This window comes from Oceanobacillus arenosus (assembly GCF_003369575.1).
Lineage (GTDB): Bacteria > Bacillota > Bacilli > Bacillales > Amphibacillaceae > Oceanobacillus > Oceanobacillus arenosus.
Genome location: NZ_PIOC01000014.1, coordinates 233,802 through 253,121 on the forward strand (window position 1 = coordinate 233,802; position 19,320 = coordinate 253,121).

Below are 19,320 nucleotides of genomic sequence, written 5' to 3' on the forward strand. Positions count from 1 at the left end.
CTTTTATTCTAAATTTTACACAATCCCCAGTAGAAGAAATACACTGATACTCCTGTGGGAAGCGAAGTGTATTTCTGTAGCGACGGCCAAAGAAGCAAAATATCATCCTAATTTATTCCGTACATTATATTTACTGCTAATTATTTTCCTTCACTTGAAAAGCAACATTATTTTAGAAAGCTGCCTCAAATGATTACATCCACCCGATTAGTCTCGGTATGAAAATGATACAACCGATGATAACCGAGATTATTGCAGCTATAAGGACCGATCCTGCAGCAACATCTTTGATTACTTTTGCAGCAGGATGTATTTCCGGTCGAAGATAATCGATTATTTTTTCGATTGCACTATTTGTGAGCTCGGTTACAAGTACGAGCCCTATCGTGAGCAGAATAATCGCCCATTCGATACGCGTGATTTCAAAGATAAAGCAGCAAATCACCACAAGGATTGCTACAACTAAATGAAGTCGAAAATTCGCTTCGGTCTTTATGGTAGCAAGGATTCCATTCCATGCATATGAAAAGCCAATCTTTTTGCGCTTATCTTTCAATGCCGAATTCACCCAAGATTTCATCCTGGCGTTTAAACATTTTTTCTTCATCGGGTTTATTCATATGATCATAACCGAGTAAATGAAGGAATCCATGTACAGCTAGAAATGCTAGTTCTCTTTCAAAGGAATGATTATAATCAACCGCTTGCTCCTTTGCTCTATCAATCGAAATAACAATATCGCCTAATGTTAACGGCAGCTCCTCACCAATAATTTCTATTTCATCATCCAACATTTCTTGCATTGCAAACGAAATAACATCTGTTGGTGCATCCTTTTGGCGATAATTCCGGTTGAGCTCCTGTATTTCTTTGTTATCAACAAAATTTATCGATATTTCCGCCTCACTTGAAATCCCTTCTTGCTCAGCAGCAAAGGTAATCAAACGGTGTAATAAATCAATGTAATCTGATGGTACGGATTTGGTTTTATCAATAAAATCAATGTACATTTATTTTGCCTCCTTCATTGGATACTGAATACGAGAATGAAAAATCCCCTTCAATGTTCCACAAATGGTTCGATTAATTATTTTTAGTTCTTTTAATGTTAATGGACTTTCATCCAACTGGCCATCCGTCATCCGATCATTAATAATCGATGCAACAATTTCTTCAATTTTATCCTCTGTCGGCTCATTCAATGATCGAACCGCCGCCTCGACAGAATCACAAATGCAAATGATTCCCGCTTCTTTTGTTTGTGGTTTCGGTCCCGGATAACGGAAGATTGTCTCGTCAACTTTCCCATTCTTTTCCTTTTCTTTATAATAAAAGAATTTTAATAGGGATGTTCCATGATGCTGCTCGGCAATATCAATAATCTCCTTTGGTAGCTTATATTTTCTTAATTGTTTTGCACCATCATATGGATGACTGATAATTATTTTAGCACTTTCTTGCGGATCAATGAAATCATGTGGATTACGATTTGACATTTGGTTTTCAATGAAGTATTGTGGTCGAACCGTTTTACCAATATCATGGTAATATGCCCCAACTCTTGCTAATAACCCATTCGCCCCTACTGCCTCACAGGCTGTTTCACTAATATTTGCGACCATGACCGAATGATGATAGGTTCCAGGTGTTTCCGTTAATAGTTTTTTAAGTAATGGCTGGTTCGGATTTGATAGTTGTAATAATTTCATATCTGTTAATACGCCAAGCACCGATTCGAAAAATGGAATCAATCCGATGGTTAAGACAATCGATAAAAATGCTGAAACAATTCCGAAAATGGATTGAATTAATAAATCAATTAAATCATATTTTTCGAAAGATAGAAATACAAATAATAATATAGTAATTAGATTGACAATGATTACACCGATTCCCGATTTTAAAATGGATGTCCTGTCTTTTACATTCGTTAGGAACGTAATTGCAGCTAACTGGGAGAAGAAGAAATAAATTGTAGCTTCAACATTTAATGAACCAGGAATTTCTCCATTGAAAATAATCCCACTTAATATAGAAAAAAGTGCTGCAAATATAATCGCAACTCGTTCATTAATCAGTAATTTAAGTAAAAAGGCACCCGTTGCAATTGGGACGATATAAAATATTTGATTCTCCGAGATAGGAAATAAACTTACAAGCTTTAGTAAGGTGATAACCAAGATGCTAATGCCAATAATAGAAATAAGCTTTCCTTTTTCAAGCATATTTTCCCTTGCTAATAGGTATAGCTCATAGCCAATCGTGCTGCTTATTAAAATAATTAATAGAGAAAGTCCAATTGCAGGGAAAAAATTACGCTGTCCGTCAAGTAAACCGACTAAATTTAATTCTTCGTAGATTTCATTTGTAATGGTTTGTCCTTCTTGCACAATGACTTCACCAGCTCGAATGACCACTGGGTCTACATTACTTGCAGCTTCTTTTCTTGCTTCTTGTGTTTTCTCAACATCAAAAAATGAATTTTCAACGATAGCAAATTTGCCAAGCTCCATTAGTGGCTCTTTCAGATCCTCATTAAGCGATGCATACTTGATACTTTGCTCTATTTCCGAAATTGCCGATTGGATATTCTCAGTGCGAACGCCATTATTTAGCACTATCTCTAAGTTCTCAACAATTAACCCTTTTCCGGCCTCCCGCTCATTTTTAGGTGTCATAATAAGCTGTATGAGCGTTTCATTATCCAATGACTTGATGATTGGTTCGGATAATATTTGGGTAAGCCGATTGACCTTTTCCTGATTCGACAAAGGTGCAATCTTATCTGTATTTGATCCCTCATTTGTTTTCTCGTCTTCATTAGATTCCGATATTTCTTCTGTTTCTAGTGTGGCAATGGCATCGAAGACTTCCTCCACATAATTGATCCGTTCTTCTGATATTTCTGTTGAAATATTATAGCGATCCGGTACTGCTTGGACCGTCTCCCTTACCTTCTTTTCCGTCTCCTGCTCATTTTCAATCGTTACTGGTGAACGAATCGTTTCATTTGCCATACTAAATCGTTCCATATCATATGTATCCGTATGTACATTATTTAATGTTATGAAAAAGAAAAAAACACCAAGTAAAACAGCGGATAAACTAATAGAAATAACATATTTTTTTTTCTTTATAAATTCTTCTAACTTATTGTTCCTTCTTACTTTCTTCTTCATCTCAACACCCCATTTAAATTAAGCTAAGAACGAAAGCACAAGCGCCCGTTCAGCGACGACTGGACTGCGAAGTTTCACTAGGCGCTGGCGCGGGGGCTAGACGTGGTCTGGCTTGTCAAGAGAATGATAAAAGGATAATTTTTATAATTTCCTATTATAAAATAAACCCATCTACATTTCGAGGTTCTCAATTACATTAATCAAACCTAATTATCATTCTCATATGCTGCAATGATTTTTTGTACTAACGGATGCCGAACAACATCGGTTTGGTCTAAGTGTACAAATTTTATTCCATCTACACGTTTTAATAATTGTTCTGCAACTTGCAGCCCAGATGTGACTCCTTTTGGCAAATCAATTTGCGTAATATCACCTGTAATGACCATTTTCGAACCAAAACCGAGACGAGTTAAGAACATCTTCATTTGTGCAGGTGTCGTATTTTGCGCCTCGTCCAATATAACAAAAGCATCGTCCAACGTTCGTCCACGCATATATGCAAGTGGTGCAATTTCGATGGTCTCTCTCTCTATTAGACGTAATGTATGCTCCGCACCAAGTACATCATGTAAAGCGTCGTATAATGGTCTTAGGTATGGATCTACTTTCTCCTTGAGGTCTCCAGGCAAGAAGCCCAAACTTTCCCCAGCCTCGACGGCAGGACGTGTTAAAATAATCCTCTTGATCTTACCATCCTTTAATGCTTTAACAGCCATTACGACGGCTAAATATGTTTTTCCAGTTCCGGCAGGTCCAATTCCAAAAACAAGATCACTTGATTTTATCGACGTAATATAACCCTTCTGACCTAAGGTTTTAACTCGAATTGGTTTTCCCTTAACATTCTTCGTAATTTCATCCTCAAAAAGGGTTTCAAATTGGTTGATATTTCCTTTTACTGCTAAATCAATTGCGTAAACGACATCCCTTTCAGAAATCGTAAGTCCTCTTCTGATAACCGCTAATAGTGCATTGAAAATCGCTTGTACATATGCGATTGCTTGCTTCTCACCGGATACACGAACTTGTTCTCCTCTCGAAACGATGGAAACTTTAAGTTGCGATTCTAATAACTTTAAATATTTATCATTGGTTCCAAATAAAGCCAACACTTCATTCGGATCATTTAGTTGTAAATCAATTTCGGTTAAGTTTTCTGACATAATCAGTCTCCTTGATTTAGAAGTTGTGTCTGACCAATATTTTCCTCAACTGTAATATACAAGTTTAATTTAACTTTACCATGGTCCATGGTTTCATGCAAAACTTTCTCTGTCATAATTTTTGCATCTGGACCTAATTCCAATTGTAAATCAGCCTTTGCTTGCTCAATGCCAATTTTTATTGCCTCTTCTTTTGTTCTCTCCCGTTCATTATACGTCTTTTCACTTAATACATTTTCCACTACGGCTAATGGCGATTCCCACTTAAAAATCCGTACTGGTGTTTCCATTGTTTCTCGGTGGATATCCGTATAATCCGGAGGTCTAAATCCCCAAATCGGCAATTGAAAGTTCCCTATTTTAAGAAAAAATTTACTTTCATTATTACCGGTCACTTGCTCATCACGATAACGAAGTGGAATCGTTACAGCAACCTCATACCATGTATTTGCAGTAATCTCTCCATCCGCTGCAACGAGTTCTGTTGTCCTATTCTCACCCGTTTCTTCGCCAATCACACCTGACACTAGCAGATCTCCCTTTTCAACATAGTCATTTACCTTTACTCGGGGAATTCCCTTTGAAACATAAAGATCTTTAATGACACCATTCTTTTTGGCTACTAAATTTCTTGGCTCGCCCGCTGGTACCTTTTTTACAATGATTTTTTCTACGCCTTCAAGATAAAAGGTTGTCCCCTTTTGGTCGACACCAACCCATAAGAGCTCTGGTACATCCTTCACCAATTGCTGCTGAATTGCATTTGGTGACTGCAAAGAAAAAATCCACGCACCAGGATGTACACCATACTGATTTAATTGTTTGCTAATCTTCTCCTCAATATCTTTCGGAACGCCGGTTATCTTAACATCCCAAATAATATTCGATAAAAAGATAATAAGAAGAAAACTAAGTAATAGTCCGATAATGAGTGGTCGTTTTCTTGTAAATCGCTTAAGTAAGAATGGGTAGCCCTTTTTTTGAACAAACGATACTTTAAAACCTGTTCCTCGCCTGACTTTCTTAACAAGTTTTACATCTCCTAATTTAATTTTCCCTTCACATACATCTGGCCCATGTTTCTTTATATCCCATACCGTTACACCATGATTTGAACAGACTTGAAAAAATAATTCAGGTTGATCGCCTCTAATTAAAATGGATACATATCCTGTAATAAATGATCCTTGGATTGGTTTCATGTTCTCCCCCACTTGTTAATCCGTATTATCTGGTAAAAACGTAACATCTGTAATATTTCCTTCTAATAGTATTTCTTCAGGTAGCATCATTTTGATAACAAATGACGAACCCTTGATTTGGACGAATCCTTGTTTCATTTTTAATTTGAGCTCTGTATCGGAATAAGTTGCCAAGCCTAGATGGTTTTCTATATAAACATGGATTTGTCCAATAATTGTAATGCGAGGTAGCTCTAATATGACGTCAGAAGGAAGTGCAAGATAATTTACCATTAAAGTACGAACGCGTTGTTGCCATTTACTCATAGATGCCTCACCCTCTCATATTCATATTTATGAATTAGAAGAAAAGATAAGAACTAAACAAACTAGGGGGATAAAATTAATTCAATAATAAAGTTCAGTTCACAGAGATAGCTGCTGTTTAGATAAAGTGCGGACTAACTTAGGATGATATTTTGCTACCTGATCCACCGCTCCAAAAATACACTTCGCTTTCCGCGGGGAGCTGGCGAGCCTCTTTGTGCTATCGCACTTCAGAGTCTCACCTAGGCTCTTCTTCCCGCAGGAGTCTTCGTGTATTTTTTCCGCTGGGGGTAGTGCAGAATCTAGCGTCAAAAGAATGACAAAACCACTGACTATCGACGTCGATTGTAGCAAAATACTGGAGACCCTCGTACGAATAGTAACTGCTGGCAAAATCTAAAATTACTATTGTCACTAGTCCGCACTTTACATCAACTACGCATCTTGAATAATAATATGTATATAGAAAAAAAGTCATTTGTAGTACGCATTACAGCGCAGCTACAAATGACTTTTTTAGGTTAGGATTTTTTTCTCTGTTCGACTATACTTTGATAAGGTTTTCGTGCTCTTGGTGAGCCTAATACTTCAGACATGATGATGCCATTTACTAATCCTTTTCGCGTTAAGTTCGTACGAATCTGTTTCTTATAATTTGCTTGTACTTTTGATAACTCATTTATCGATGTTGTAATTGGGTCTTCCACAAAAGCATGATGGGATAAATCATCAATTGCATTGTTTTCTCCCGAATTAATTGTACCCTTTAGACGTTCCATTTGAGCTTTTTGTTGCTCTTCAATAGATATTGTTGACACCATTGGTTTTGTAGGTTTTGGTACATTGCCTCTCGTTTGCTTTGATCCAGTTGTGCGACTTGGTTCTGGTCTCGCGTTTTGTTGACCTCTGGACACGGGATTTGGAGCAGGCTTGGGACGATTGTTTTGATGCTTTCTTTTTTCTGCATCCTCTGGTTTTTTCCCAAATAACCCCATGATTGCAGAAATAATAATGATAACGACAAAGATATTATCAAATATTAATTGAAAAAATCCACCCATCAAACCCCTCCTTTATCCATATTTATCTTCTTAATTTTTACCATTTTCATCATTGTTTTCTTTGGTTAATTTCCCAATTGTATCACGCATATCTGTGTCTGCATTAATATTTTCGTAATTCAAGTAATCCATAACACCCATTTTTCCAGAACGTAATGCTTCTGCTAATGCAAGTGGTACGTCTGCCTCTGCTTCTACAACCTTCGCGCGCATTTCTTGTACACGTGCAAGCATTTCTTGTTCTTGGGCAACTGCCATCGCGCGACGTTCTTCCGCTTTAGCTTGTGCAATATTCTTATCTGCCTCTGCTTGGTCAGTTTGTAAAATAGCACCGATATTCTTTCCGATATCAACATCGGCAATATCGATCGAGAGAATTTCGAATGCTGTACCTGCATCTAATCCTTTTGCAAGTACCGTATGTGAAATTGAATCTGGATTTTCTAGTACCTTTTTATGTGTCTCCGAACTACCGATTGTACTTACTACCCCTTCACCAACACGGGCAATAACTGTCTCTTCACCAGCACCACCGACAAGTCGATCAATATTGGCACGAACAGTAATTCTCGCTAGTGCTTTCACTTCAATCCCATCCATTGCAATTCCTGCAATGAATGGTGTTTCGATTACTTTTGGATTTACACTCATTTGAACTGCTTCTAATACGTCACGTCCCGCTAAATCAATGGCAGCGCCACGTTCGAATGGCAGGGCAATATTTGCTCGGTGTGCAGCGATTAGAGCATTTACAACCCTATCTACATTTCCACCTGCTAAGTAATGGCTTTCTAATTGATTCGTTGTCACATTTAATCCAGCTTTATGTGCTTTAATAAGTGGATTGATTACTCTGCTTGGAACAACCCGACGTAAACGCATCCCAATTAAAGTGAATATACTTACCTTAACCCCTGCCGCTAATGCACTAATCCAGAGTGCAACTGGTACGAATGTAAATAATATCGCTATTGCAATAATAATAACAGCAATAATAATTAACGGTATAATCGTTTCTAAATTCATCCAAATTCCTCCCATATGATCTATTTTTTAGATAACTTCTTTCACAACAACCCGAATTCCCTCTGCTTTTATGACTTTTATCGGTTTGTCTTTGTCAATAAAACTTCCTTCTGTTACAATATCTATCCTTTCATCATTAAACAATCCAATGCCAGAAGGACGCAATGGTGTTACTGCAACACCTTCTAAACCAATTAATTCTAAACGACCTACAGATGATACATAGCCAAGCTCTGTTGTTGTCTGATCCCGCAAAATAATATGTTTAAAAACACCTTTATCCAGACCAATTCTTCTAAACAAAATTACACCAACAATGATTGCGACAATAAAGGCGATTGCTATACTCATCGCCATATGGCTAATACTATAGCCCGACATGAACAACGACCCTAATATTGCAGCAGTTCCTAGTAAGCCAACAATTCCACCGGGTATAAAGAGCTCAAGGATAATCAATCCAATACCAAGAAGGAGTAATATTACTGCTTCCATTCCTGCTAACCCTGCGACAATATGTCCATAGAAAAATAATAGTAGTGCAATAATCCCCATTATTCCTGGAACCCCAAAACCAGGTGAATATAATTCAACGATAAGTCCTAAGCTAGCTACAGATAACAGGATTGGAATTACTATCGGATTCGTGATGAACCTTGCAATTTCATCCGCAATCGTTGGTTTTATTTCCACAATAGTTGCGCCAGATAAACCTAGCTCATGTAATAGCTCCACCCTATCATTGACAATTCCATCTGCATAACCTACTTCCAATGCCCGATTTGGTCCCAATGTTAGATACTCCCCACTAGGTGCGTCGTATTCTGGAAGATCAATAGTAGGATCTGCCATTGCAGCTGCATAAAGCGGATTTCTTCCCTTCGATTCTGCAGCACTTCGCATCGCAGCAAGCCAGGCAGATTGTGCTTTATCATTAGCAGCATTTCCATCACTCGTGATGACACCTCTCGCCCCCATTGTTGCATTAGGCTTGAAGTATATATAATCCATATGTAACGCGATGTATGAACCAGCAGAAAGTGCTTCATGTACAATGAAGGATGTTGTAGGGATGTCAATACTCTGTAGCAGTTCACCAATTTGTCCCGCTGAATCGACTCTGCCTCCGGGTGTATCAATTTCGAAAATGATATGATCTGCTCCTGATTCAATCGCTTCCTTGACAGTTCGGGTTAGAAATCCTTCTAATCCACGCTCAACTTCTCGTTCAATCGGGATTACATAGACTGTTTTTCCACTATCATCATCATTTTCCGCCTGAATTAAAATTAAGTTCGTTTGAAATGCCATGAAAGTAACCGCAATTATTAGAATACTCATTGTAATTCTTTTACCTGGCATTATTTATCACCCCCTTTTTGCTTCTGCTTAACTAATATTACGAACAAAATATGAAATGGTTTCATTTTTATTAGCATAAGAACAACTTTCATCATTGAGGGCATGATGAATATGCAGGTAAACTACTAACACTATCTAGATAGTATCATAATCAACCGGTCAGCGAAACAAATAACAACATATTCAGTTGAACGAACAATTACATACGGGATAAAATAATGAAAAGGTCCTTATTAATTACAATAAGGACCTTTTCATAACGTTAATTTAATTGTTGTAATACAAGTTCATTTATTTGAGAGCCATCTGCCTTACCTTTTACCTTAGGCATAACTGCGCTCATCACTTTACCCATATCTTTCTTGGATGTAGCATTAACTTCCTGAATCGCTTGCTGAACAATTACTAATAAATCTTCCTTAGTAAGTTGTTCGGGCATATATGCTTGAACAATAGTAAGTTCATTTTCAACCTTGTTAACAAGATCATCGCGTCCAGCTTTTTTAAATTCATGGAGGGAATCTTTACGTTGTTTAACCTCTCGTGACAAAATTGTTAATTCTTCATCTTCTGAAAGTGTCGCTTTACCTAGATTGATTAATTCATTTTGTATGGAAGCTTTGACCATACGGATAACACTGAGGGTCTCTTTGTCTCTCTGTTTCATCGCTTGCTTCATATCTTGATTTAATCTATCAAGTAATGACATTTAAATGCACCCTCTTTAGAATTTACGTTTTCTAGCTGCCTCAGATTTCTTCTTACGTTTAACGCTAGGTTTTTCATAGTGTTCACGCTTACGATATTCCTGTAGTGTACCGCTTTTTGACACACTACGTTTAAAGCGACGAAGAGCATCTTCAAGAGACTCGTTTTTACGAACGCGAGTTGTATTTGACATGCTAATTTCCCTCCCTCCGAAGCATAAAACAAGATTATACAGACATATGCATTCAATTATCATATGCCTGTTTAAAGTATAATATATTCTTACTTATAGGTCAACAAAATATTTTGATAGCAATTATTCTGAAAGAAGCAAGGATCAATAATCAGATGAATCCCCGCTGCCATTCACAATTGCAATTCCTGCACTAGCACCAATTCTAGTGGCACCAGCAGCAATCATTGCTTTTGTTGCTTCAAGGTCACGAACACCTCCAGATGCCTTTACACCCATCTCAGTTCCTACTGTTTCACGCATTAATTTAACATCCTCGATCGTTGCACCGCCACCAGAAAAACCAGTGGATGTTTTTACAAAATCTGCGCCTGCTGCTTTTGCTAATTCACACGCTTTAACTTTTTCATCGTCCGTTAATAGAGAAGTTTCGATAATTACTTTGACAAGTGCCTTTTCTTTTGCAGCGTTAACTACTGCAGCAATATCTGCTTCCACAACATCATAGTTAGCCGATTTCAGTTCACCGACATTGATAACCATGTCAACTTCATCTGCACCGTCTTTAATCGCTTGTTCTGTTTCAAATACCTTTGTATTCGTAGATGATGCACCTAATGGGAAACCAATAACGGTACATACTTTAACAGATGTATGTTGCAACTCTTCATGACAATATGGAACCCAGTATGGATTCACACAAACTGAAGCAAATTCATATTCTTTTGCTTCATCTACAATTTGTTTAATTTTTTCTTTTGTTGTTTCAGGCTTTAATTGTGTATGATCGATATATTTTGCTAATTTTTTGTCCAATTCCTTCATTCCCTTCTATTTAATTCAAATTATACATTATTACCGTTCAATTCCTCAAAATGATAGGATAAACTTGCCAATACATATAATGAAGCCGTTTCTGTTCGTAATATTCTTGGCCCAAGCCTTACAGAATTAAAGCCGTACTGCTTTAATTGCGCTGCCTCCTGATCAGAAAACCCACCTTCTGGACCAATACAAACGAGAACACGTTGTTTAGGAGCAATCCGATTTACGATTTCAGCGAATGACTGATGTGCCTCCACCTTTGCTTCTTCTTCATAGGCAAAAATTTTCACATCATAGTTTGTTGATTCATTGATTAACTCTAGTATCGTTAATGGTAACGTAACTTCTGGAATTTTATTTCGATGACTTTGTTCACTCGCTTCTTTTACAATTTTCGCAAAACGAGTCAATTTCTTTTCTGTTTTCTTCCCGTCCCACACAACAATAGAACGGTCCATTTTAACTGGGATAAACGCATGTGCACCGAGTTCTGTCCCTTTTTGTAAAATCAGTTCAAATTTATCGCCTTTAGGTAATCCTTGCGCAATTGTGACGTCAATCGGCAACTCCACTTCTTCATGTTTCCATTCAATCACAATGGCGGCAACATAATGTTGATCAAGCAATGTGATTTCACAAATCGCTGCGCTGCCGTTTTCATGATTACAAATAATTTGATCGCCGACCTTATTACGCATTACACGGGTAATATGATGTGCGTCATCACCTTTAATCCTTACTTCATTACCTTCCCAATCTGTTTGCGGAATAAAGTAACGCTGCATAGTCTGCACCTACTTTTAATCAATTCAATACGATATTAGAGGGTTTTCTTCGCAATAATGGAAATCCAATCTTCCATTTCATTAATTGCAAGAATCTCAAAGCCACTCTCTTTCAGGCGATCAAATACAAGTTGTTTTTTACCTTGAATAATACCAGAAGTAATAAATAGACCTCCGTCTTCAAGGTTGTCCCATGCCTCATCAACAAAACGAACAATAATTTCCGCTAAAATGTTAGAAACGATAATATTTACCTTTTTATTTACCTGATCCAACAAGTTATTTTGCTTTGCAATGATTTTATTGTCTACTTTGTTGATTTTTGCATTAATCGTCGTACTTTTAATTGCAATGTCATCTAAATCGAATGCATGTACTTCACTTGCGCCAAGCAGTACGGATGCAATACTTAAAATACCGGAGCCACTCCCGACATCAATTACGGTATCTCCTTCTTTTAAATATGCTTCTAACGCTTGAACACTAAGTACCGTTGTTGGATGTGTACCAGTACCGAATGCCATACCGGGATCCAGTTCAATAATAATTTCATCACTATCTACTGGGGTATACTGTTCCCATGTCGGAGTAATGGTAATCTTCTCAGAAATCTTTGCCGGTTTATAATACTTTTTCCACGCAGTCGCCCATTCTTCTTCATGCACTTCACTTAATGTTACATGGTTTTGGCCGATATCTATATCGTAAACCAATAAATTATTAATCGCCTGTTTAATTTCTGCGACAGTTTCTCCTAAGAAACTATTCATTGGCAGATACGCCTTAATTCGTACCCCTTCATCTGGAAAATCATTTGGATCTAGTTCATAAATCTCTCCAAACGGGGTATCTTCCATATTCACTAATTCTAATGGCTCTTCAATTACAAGACCACTTGCACCTGTTTCATGTAAAATATTAGAAATTGGCTCAACTGCTTCATTTGTTGTGTGAATACAAATTTCAGACCATTTCAAGCTGCTTCCTCCTTTCATAATGATGGTTCATATATGTAGACGACGTTGCGATTGCAACGATCGTTAATCATTATTTTTAAATGCGTTTTTAAACTTTTGGAAGAAAGAACCATCTTGCTCATCTGTCGACTCATTCCCACCAATTTCATTGAATTCACGTAATAATGATTTCTGTTTATCAGTTAAGTTAGTAGGTGTCATTATTCTAACTTTAACATATTGATCCCCTTGACCGCGTCCACGAACATTTGGCGCACCTTTTCCTCTTAAACGGAAGGTTTTACCAGTTTGTGTTCCTGCTGGCACTTTAAGCTTAACTTTTCCATGGACAGTTGGCACTTCCATTTCATCTCCAAGTGCTGATTGCGCAAAGGTTATAGGTAATTCACAATAGATATTATCCCCATCACGTTCATAAAATTCATGGGATCTAATTTGGATTACAACAAATAAGTCTCCTGCTGGTCCACCGTTCAGACCCGCTTCCCCTTTTCCTGAAACACGAATTTGTTGTCCTTCGTCGATGCCCGCTGGGATATTAATGTTGATCTTCTTATTCTTTTTAATTCTTCCACTACCACCACATGTATTACATTTTTCAGGAATAATTTTACCTGTTCCTTGACAATAATGACAGACTCTTCGATTTACTACTTTCCCGAATGGTGTGTTCTGTTCTTGGTTCAATTGACCTGAACCATTACAGTGTGAACATGTTTGTGCTTTCGTACCTGGCTTTGCACCAGTACCGCTACAAGTATCACAGTTCTCCTCTTTCGGAATATTAATATCAACCTGTTTTCCAAAAATTGCTTCTTCAAAATCTAATACCATTGTATATTGAAGATCTGCACCTTTCGCTGGGGCATTTGGATCACGTCTTCTTCCACCACCGCCGCCACCAAAGAACATATCAAATATATCACCAAATCCACCGAAGTCTTGTGCTCCACCAAATCCGCCAAAGCCTTGACCACTTGCGCCAGCATGACCAAATTGATCATATTGTGAACGTTTTGTATCATCACTTAACACTTCATATGCTTCTTTTACTTCGATAAATTTTTCTTCTGCGCCTTCTTCTTTATTAACATCTGGATGGTATTTTCTTGCTAGCTTTCGATATGCCTTCTTTATTTCTTCCGGTGTTGCATTTTTTTCTATTCCGAGTACTTCATAATAATCTCGTTTACTCAACTTTCATCACTCTCCCGATACACGATTGCATAAGTTTAATAATAGCATCTTTTATTCATTTAAAGCAAATGAGGTATAAACTTGGATTTTATCCAGCTTTAAAGGGTCGATCAATGACGCACCTGTTAGCTATGAATGCCATTCGAGAAAAAAGTCAAAGTCAAGAGAATCCTGACTTTGACTCATTCATAGCTTAGGAAATTATATAAATATTAGTGTGGATCATCTTTAACTCATTATTTGCCATGTACAGAGCAAAAGCTAAAGCGTTGGCGCTATTTTACTCACCTTATGACAATCTAAGTCAACATTGAATCGCCTATGCTTTTGTTCTGTTCATCAAAAGTCGATGTTATTTATTATCTTTATCGTCATCGACTTCTTGATAATCTGCATCAACCACATCATCATTTTGTGAAGCTGAATCATCTTGTGCGCCCTCAGCGTTTTGTTGTGCTTGTTGAGCTTGTTGTTCATATAGCTTCACTGATAATTGTTGTACTTGCTCTTGTAATGCTTCTTTTTTCGCTTTGATTTGCTCAACGTCGCCAGACTCTAATGCTGTCTTTAACTCCGTTTTCGCCGCTTCAGCTTTTTGTTTGTCATCTTCTGAAACTTTATCAGCTAAATCTTTAATTGTTTTATCTGTTGTAAAGATTAATTGATCTGCTTCATTACGAAGATCAATTTCTTCACGACGTTTCTTATCATCTTCTGCATTTTCTTCAGCTTCTTTAATCATCTTTTCTACTTCTTCATCTGATAAGCCTGAAGATGATTTTATTGTAATGGATTGTTCTTTGTTTGTTCCTAAATCTTTCGCACGAACATTAACGATACCATTTGCATCAATATCGAAGGTTACTTCAACTTGAGGTACGCCTCTTGGTGCTGGTGGAATATCCGTTAATTGGAAACGACCCAAAGTTTTATTATCTGATGCCATTTCACGTTCTCCTTGAAGGACATGAATATCTACAGCCGTTTGATTATCAGCAGCAGTTGAGAATACTTGTGAATGACTTGTTGGGATCGTTGTATTACGTTCGATTAATTTAGTAAATACAGAACCCATTGTTTCAATACCTAATGAAAGTGGTGTAACGTCTAATAATAATACGTCCTTAACATCACCTTGAAGTACGCCGCCTTGAATTGCTGCACCTAATGCAACTACTTCATCCGGATTTACGCCTTTGGAAGGTTCTTGTCCAAGTTCACGTTTAATTGCTTCCTGTACAGCGGGAATACGTGTTGAACCACCAACTAAAAGAACTTTATTAATTTCGCTTTTTGAGAGTCCAGCATCTGATAATGCTTTACGAGTTGGAATCATTGTTCTTTCAACTAATTCTCCTGATAATTCTTCAAATCTCGCGCGAGTTAGTGTTAATTCTAAATGTAATGGTCCTGCTTCCCCAGCAGTGATAAATGGTAATGAAATTTGCGTTTGAGAAACACCTGATAGATCTTTTTTCGCTTTCTCAGCAGCATCTTTCAAACGTTGTGTAGCCATTTTGTCTTTAGAAAGGTCGATCCCGTTTTCTTTCTTAAATTCTTGTACCATATAATCGATGATTACTTGGTCAAAATCGTCTCCACCTAGGCGATTATCACCTGCAGTTGCAACAACCTCAAATGTACCATCACCAATATCTAAGATTGATACGTCAAAGGTACCACCACCAAGGTCATATACTAAAATTGTTTGATCTTGATCTGCCTTATCAATACCGTAAGCTAAAGCCGCTGCAGTTGGCTCGTTAATGATACGTTCTACTTCAAGACCCGCAATCTTACCAGCGTCTTTTGTTGCTTGACGTTCTGCATCATTAAAGTATGCAGGGACAGTGATTACTGCTTTATCAACTTTTTCACCAATATAGTCTTCTGCATATGATTTGATATGTTGTAAAATAATTGCAGATACTTCTTGTGGTGTATATTCTTTATCTTCTATTTTAACTTTATAATCTGTACCCATATGACGTTTAATTGATTGGATTGTGTTCGGGTTTGTGATTGCTTGACGTTTCGCAACTTCCCCGACTTGTCTTTCGCCATTTTTGAATGCTACAACAGATGGTGTTGTACGACTACCTTCTGGAGTAGGTATTACAACGGCTTCTCCACCTTCAATAACAGATACACATGAATTTGTTGTTCCTAAGTCAATACCAATAATTTTACCCATAATCCTGTTTCCTCCTTGACTACTGCCTCATTATTTATTTACTTTTACCATTGCAGGTCGTATTACTCGGTCTTTTAACAGATACCCTTTTTGTAATTCTTCTACAACAGTATTTGATGCAATACTTTCATCTTCAATCTGCATTACTGCATGATGTAAATTAGGATCGAACTCTTTTCCTTCTGTTTCAATGGGTTCTACACCTTGTGACTTCAATGCATCCTGGAATTGGCGATACACCATCGTTATCCCCTCAACCAAGTTAGAAGTTTCTGGTGTTGTTTCCACCTTTAATGCTCGCTCGAAATTATCGAGTGCCGGCAAGAGATCCACAACGACATCTTGTGATTTATATTTACGATCCGCATCTTTCTCTTTTTGTGAACGTTTCTTATAGTTATCAAACTCTGCTTGTAATCTTAGCAAACGCCCATATACTTCATCTTTTTCTTGCTTTAACGCTTCAATTTGCTTATTGGTTAATTCCTGATCGTTCATAGATTCTTCTTTTTCATCTGAAACAGCGTCAATCACTTCTTCCTGTTCCAAGGCTTCATCTTGTATTTTTTCTTTGTTTTCTTCCAAATTTGCCACCTCCAAAATCACTAAGTAAAACTATAACACGAATAATCATCGAAATAAAATTTCACCGCAAAAAAGTGGTAGGCGGGTTTGCTCCCACCTTACCGCAGTTTTCGTTATGGCATTATTTCTTATTCATCTAATTGATACCATTTGTATAGAGCATTTGTCATTTCCATTGAAAGACCATCTAATAATGAAATCACTTTTCGATATTCCATTCTTGTTGGACCAATTAAAGCAATGGTTCCCATTTGATCATTATTCAATTGATAGGAAGCAGTGATAAGACTTAAATCTTTAATTGCCTCAACTTCGTTCTCATTGCCAATCGTAACTTTGATCCCATGCTGCGAATTTCTTAGAAGGTTAACCACTTCATTTTCATTTTCCATCATCGTGAAGAAGGTACGTATTTTACCAACATCATTAAATTCTGGTTGCATTAAAATATTTGATTTACCGCTTATATATAACTTAACCGGATGATCATAAACGAAGATTTCTTGTAAATATTCATATGAACGATCATAATCGCGAATATACATTTTCATCAATTGTGCAACCTCATGATGAAAAATTTCATTCAAGCGGACAATTGGTACACCTGTTAAGCGGTCATTTAAAATATTTACCATTTTCTCCATATCTGATGGATTAATCACAGTTGGCACTTTAAATGATCGATGCTCCACATGCCCTGTATCTGTAATTAAAATAGCTACAGCAGTTTGTGGAGATAGTGTAACAATTTGTAATTGCTTCAGCTTTGTTTCCATTAACTCTGGTCCTAAAATAATGGATGTATAATTCGTAAGCTCAGATAGAATCTCCGCTGACATTTGAACGATTTGTTCAAACTCATAAAAACCTTCTTCAATAATGCTTTTAATGATTTTCACATCTTTATGCAATGGATTTGGAGCAATTAAATGATCTACATAATAGCGATATCCCAATTCAGAAGGGATACGGCCTGATGAGGAATGTGTTTTTTCTAAAAAACCCATCTCTTCTAAATCTGCCATCTCGTTTCTAATTGTCGCAGCACTATATGGTATTGTTCCTTTCTTGGAAATTGCTCGTGAGCCGACTGGATGAGCCGTCTCGATGAATTCATCAATAATAACCTGTAATATCAATAGCTGCCTTTCTGTCAACATGATGTTCACCTCTGTTAGCACTCGAGTGACTTGAGTGCTAATACTATTATTATAGTATCAAATTCTCGTTTTTAGGTCAATAATCTTGACCTAAATCCCTACTAAGTCGGAATCTTCTAACATAAATTTCTCGAACACTTGATTCGCTAATAACATTCCTTTGTCTGTTAATTGGATTGTTGTTTCTGACTCCTTTAGTAACTCATGGTCGACAAGGTCCGTAATCTCCAGCTTGTACAATTTTTCTGGTGGGAAACCATATTTCTGTGTAAAAGATTGTTTATTGATCCCAGCTATTTTTCTTAATCCTAAAAACATTTCTTCCTCTAATTTTTCCTTCAGTGTAATTTCTTCGGTTTGTAATATTGGTCTTCCACTAGTCATTGCTTCTTTCTTGTATGCTGGCAATGGTCTTAAATTCGTTATCCGCTGATCCGGTAAGTATCCATGCGCCCCCGCGCCAAAACCATAATAATAGCCGTTGCTCCAATAGGTTAAATTATGTTTACTTTCATATCCTGGTTTCGCAAAGTTACTTATTTCATATTGGCGGACACCATTTGCTTTCATCGTTTGTTTTAAAATTTCATACATGGTTATTTCATCATCTTCTGAAGGACGGTGGAGTAGTCCTTTCTTATGGCGCTGGTAAAATACTGTCCTTGGTTCGATTTGAAGGCCGTATGTTGCATAATGCGGTAAATTAAATGCGAGTACCTCATCCAATGATTGTTTAAATTGATCTACCGTCTGATTGGGCAAAGCATAAATCAGATCTAAGCTAATATTGGAAAACTGATGTTTTGTTAATAAATCTACCGTATGATACACATCACTGACACGATGTATTCTTCCCAATTCCGTAAGTAATTTATCATCCATAACTTGTACACCAAAGGAAATACGCGTTATACCAAAGTCTTTCAGTAATTTTGTTTTTTCATCATCGATGTCTCCTGGGTTTACTTCAATGGTGAACTCTTCACAGCTCGCAATATCAAATTTCGTATCAATAATCGTGAGCAATGAACGTAATTGCTGTAAATTAAGCGCAGATGGCGTTCCCCCGCCAATGTAAATTGTTCTTATTTTATTCTTTGTTCCTGCAATATTCGTATTGATTTCATTTGCCAATGCCTCTATGTACTCTGTGGCGAGTTTTTCATTATAAAAGTATTTAACAAAATCACAGTAATGACACATTTGCTGGCAAAACGGAATATGAATATAGACAGATTGTACCTCGTTCATATATTTTTGCTCCTTACATATATACTTAGATAGCTTCGTCATCCATAAATAAAATATTAATCATATCGATTGTCGTTATTTAGAAAAAATGCGACACAACTTGTGGTGTGACTGCTCATTGGCCAGTCGCTCCAGAAATACAC

Annotated in this window: 19 protein-coding genes; all 19 read right to left on the reverse strand. The window is 37.1% G+C overall.

Annotation, left to right across the window (positions count from 1 at the left end):
* Nucleotides 1-193: 193 nt before the first annotated feature.
* The 19 genes from CWR48_RS09325 to hemW all read right to left on the reverse strand — a co-directional run bounded on the left by CWR48_RS09325 (nucleotide 194) and on the right by hemW (nucleotide 19,177).
* Nucleotides 194-556 (reverse strand): diacylglycerol kinase family protein, encoded by a 363-nt coding sequence (locus CWR48_RS09325; protein ID WP_245976774.1) that lies wholly within the window; start codon nucleotides 554-556, stop codon nucleotides 194-196.
* Complete coding sequence (gene ybeY / locus CWR48_RS09330; RefSeq protein ID WP_115772960.1) at nucleotides 546-1,010, reverse strand: rRNA maturation RNase YbeY; 465 nt, start codon at nucleotides 1,008-1,010, stop codon at nucleotides 546-548. The genes CWR48_RS09325 and ybeY overlap by 11 nt, the downstream gene beginning before the upstream one ends.
* A complete protein-coding gene (locus CWR48_RS09335) occupies nucleotides 1,011-3,179 on the reverse strand; it encodes an HD family phosphohydrolase (RefSeq protein ID WP_115772961.1) in 2,169 nt (722 codons plus the stop codon).
* 206 nt (nucleotides 3,180-3,385) lie between these two features.
* Nucleotides 3,386-4,345, reverse strand: a complete 960-nt coding sequence (locus CWR48_RS09340) for a PhoH family protein (RefSeq protein WP_115772962.1) — start codon at nucleotides 4,343-4,345, stop codon at nucleotides 3,386-3,388.
* A 2-nt stretch (nucleotides 4,346-4,347) separates the two neighbouring features.
* Nucleotides 4,348-5,547: a sporulation protein YqfD gene (gene yqfD, locus CWR48_RS09345; protein ID WP_115772963.1), complete on the reverse strand. Its 1,200-nt coding sequence runs from the start codon at nucleotides 5,545-5,547 to the stop codon at nucleotides 4,348-4,350.
* Nucleotides 5,548-5,562: 15 nt separating this feature from the next.
* Nucleotides 5,563-5,853, reverse strand: a complete 291-nt coding sequence (gene yqfC / locus CWR48_RS09350; protein ID WP_115772964.1) for a sporulation protein YqfC — start codon at nucleotides 5,851-5,853, stop codon at nucleotides 5,563-5,565.
* 521 nt (nucleotides 5,854-6,374) lie between these two features.
* Nucleotides 6,375-6,914, reverse strand: a complete 540-nt coding sequence (locus CWR48_RS09355; protein WP_115772965.1) for a hypothetical protein — start codon at nucleotides 6,912-6,914, stop codon at nucleotides 6,375-6,377.
* 30 nt (nucleotides 6,915-6,944) lie between these two features.
* Nucleotides 6,945-7,940: a flotillin-like protein FloA gene (floA, locus tag CWR48_RS09360; RefSeq protein WP_115772966.1), complete on the reverse strand. Its 996-nt coding sequence runs from the start codon at nucleotides 7,938-7,940 to the stop codon at nucleotides 6,945-6,947.
* 27 nt (nucleotides 7,941-7,967) lie between these two features.
* Nucleotides 7,968-9,302 (reverse strand): NfeD family protein, encoded by a 1,335-nt coding sequence (locus CWR48_RS09365; protein ID WP_115772967.1) that lies wholly within the window; start codon nucleotides 9,300-9,302, stop codon nucleotides 7,968-7,970.
* Between the two features lie 262 nt (nucleotides 9,303-9,564).
* The gene (locus tag CWR48_RS09370) at nucleotides 9,565-10,011 is read right to left on the reverse strand and encodes a GatB/YqeY domain-containing protein (RefSeq protein ID WP_115772968.1); all 447 of its coding nucleotides are present in this window, start codon (nucleotides 10,009-10,011) and stop codon (nucleotides 9,565-9,567) included.
* 15 nt (nucleotides 10,012-10,026) lie between these two features.
* Nucleotides 10,027-10,203, reverse strand: a complete 177-nt coding sequence (rpsU, locus tag CWR48_RS09375; RefSeq protein WP_010650937.1) for a 30S ribosomal protein S21 — start codon at nucleotides 10,201-10,203, stop codon at nucleotides 10,027-10,029.
* A gap of 144 nt (nucleotides 10,204-10,347) precedes the next feature.
* Nucleotides 10,348-11,019: a deoxyribose-phosphate aldolase gene (gene deoC / locus CWR48_RS09380; protein ID WP_245976775.1), complete on the reverse strand. Its 672-nt coding sequence runs from the start codon at nucleotides 11,017-11,019 to the stop codon at nucleotides 10,348-10,350.
* 29 nt (nucleotides 11,020-11,048) lie between these two features.
* On the reverse strand, nucleotides 11,049-11,813 hold the full coding sequence (locus CWR48_RS09385) for a 16S rRNA (uracil(1498)-N(3))-methyltransferase (protein WP_115772970.1): 765 nt from the start codon (nucleotides 11,811-11,813) through the stop codon (nucleotides 11,049-11,051).
* Between the two features lie 35 nt (nucleotides 11,814-11,848).
* On the reverse strand, nucleotides 11,849-12,790 hold the full coding sequence (gene prmA, locus CWR48_RS09390) for a 50S ribosomal protein L11 methyltransferase (RefSeq protein ID WP_115772971.1): 942 nt from the start codon (nucleotides 12,788-12,790) through the stop codon (nucleotides 11,849-11,851).
* A gap of 63 nt (nucleotides 12,791-12,853) precedes the next feature.
* Nucleotides 12,854-13,987, reverse strand: coding sequence for a molecular chaperone DnaJ (gene dnaJ / locus CWR48_RS09395; RefSeq protein ID WP_115772972.1), 1,134 nt, complete (start codon nucleotides 13,985-13,987; stop codon nucleotides 12,854-12,856).
* Between the two features lie 352 nt (nucleotides 13,988-14,339).
* Nucleotides 14,340-16,181 (reverse strand): molecular chaperone DnaK, encoded by a 1,842-nt coding sequence (gene dnaK / locus CWR48_RS09400; RefSeq protein WP_115772973.1) that lies wholly within the window; start codon nucleotides 16,179-16,181, stop codon nucleotides 14,340-14,342.
* A 30-nt stretch (nucleotides 16,182-16,211) separates the two neighbouring features.
* Entirely contained in the window at nucleotides 16,212-16,766 is a 555-nt protein-coding gene (grpE, locus tag CWR48_RS09405) for a nucleotide exchange factor GrpE (RefSeq protein ID WP_115772974.1), read from the reverse strand.
* A gap of 128 nt (nucleotides 16,767-16,894) precedes the next feature.
* The gene (hrcA, locus tag CWR48_RS09410; protein WP_115772975.1) at nucleotides 16,895-17,926 is read right to left on the reverse strand and encodes a heat-inducible transcriptional repressor HrcA; all 1,032 of its coding nucleotides are present in this window, start codon (nucleotides 17,924-17,926) and stop codon (nucleotides 16,895-16,897) included.
* A 90-nt stretch (nucleotides 17,927-18,016) separates the two neighbouring features.
* The gene (gene hemW, locus CWR48_RS09415; protein WP_115772976.1) at nucleotides 18,017-19,177 is read right to left on the reverse strand and encodes a radical SAM family heme chaperone HemW; all 1,161 of its coding nucleotides are present in this window, start codon (nucleotides 19,175-19,177) and stop codon (nucleotides 18,017-18,019) included.
* Nucleotides 19,178-19,320 lie beyond the last annotated feature (143 nt).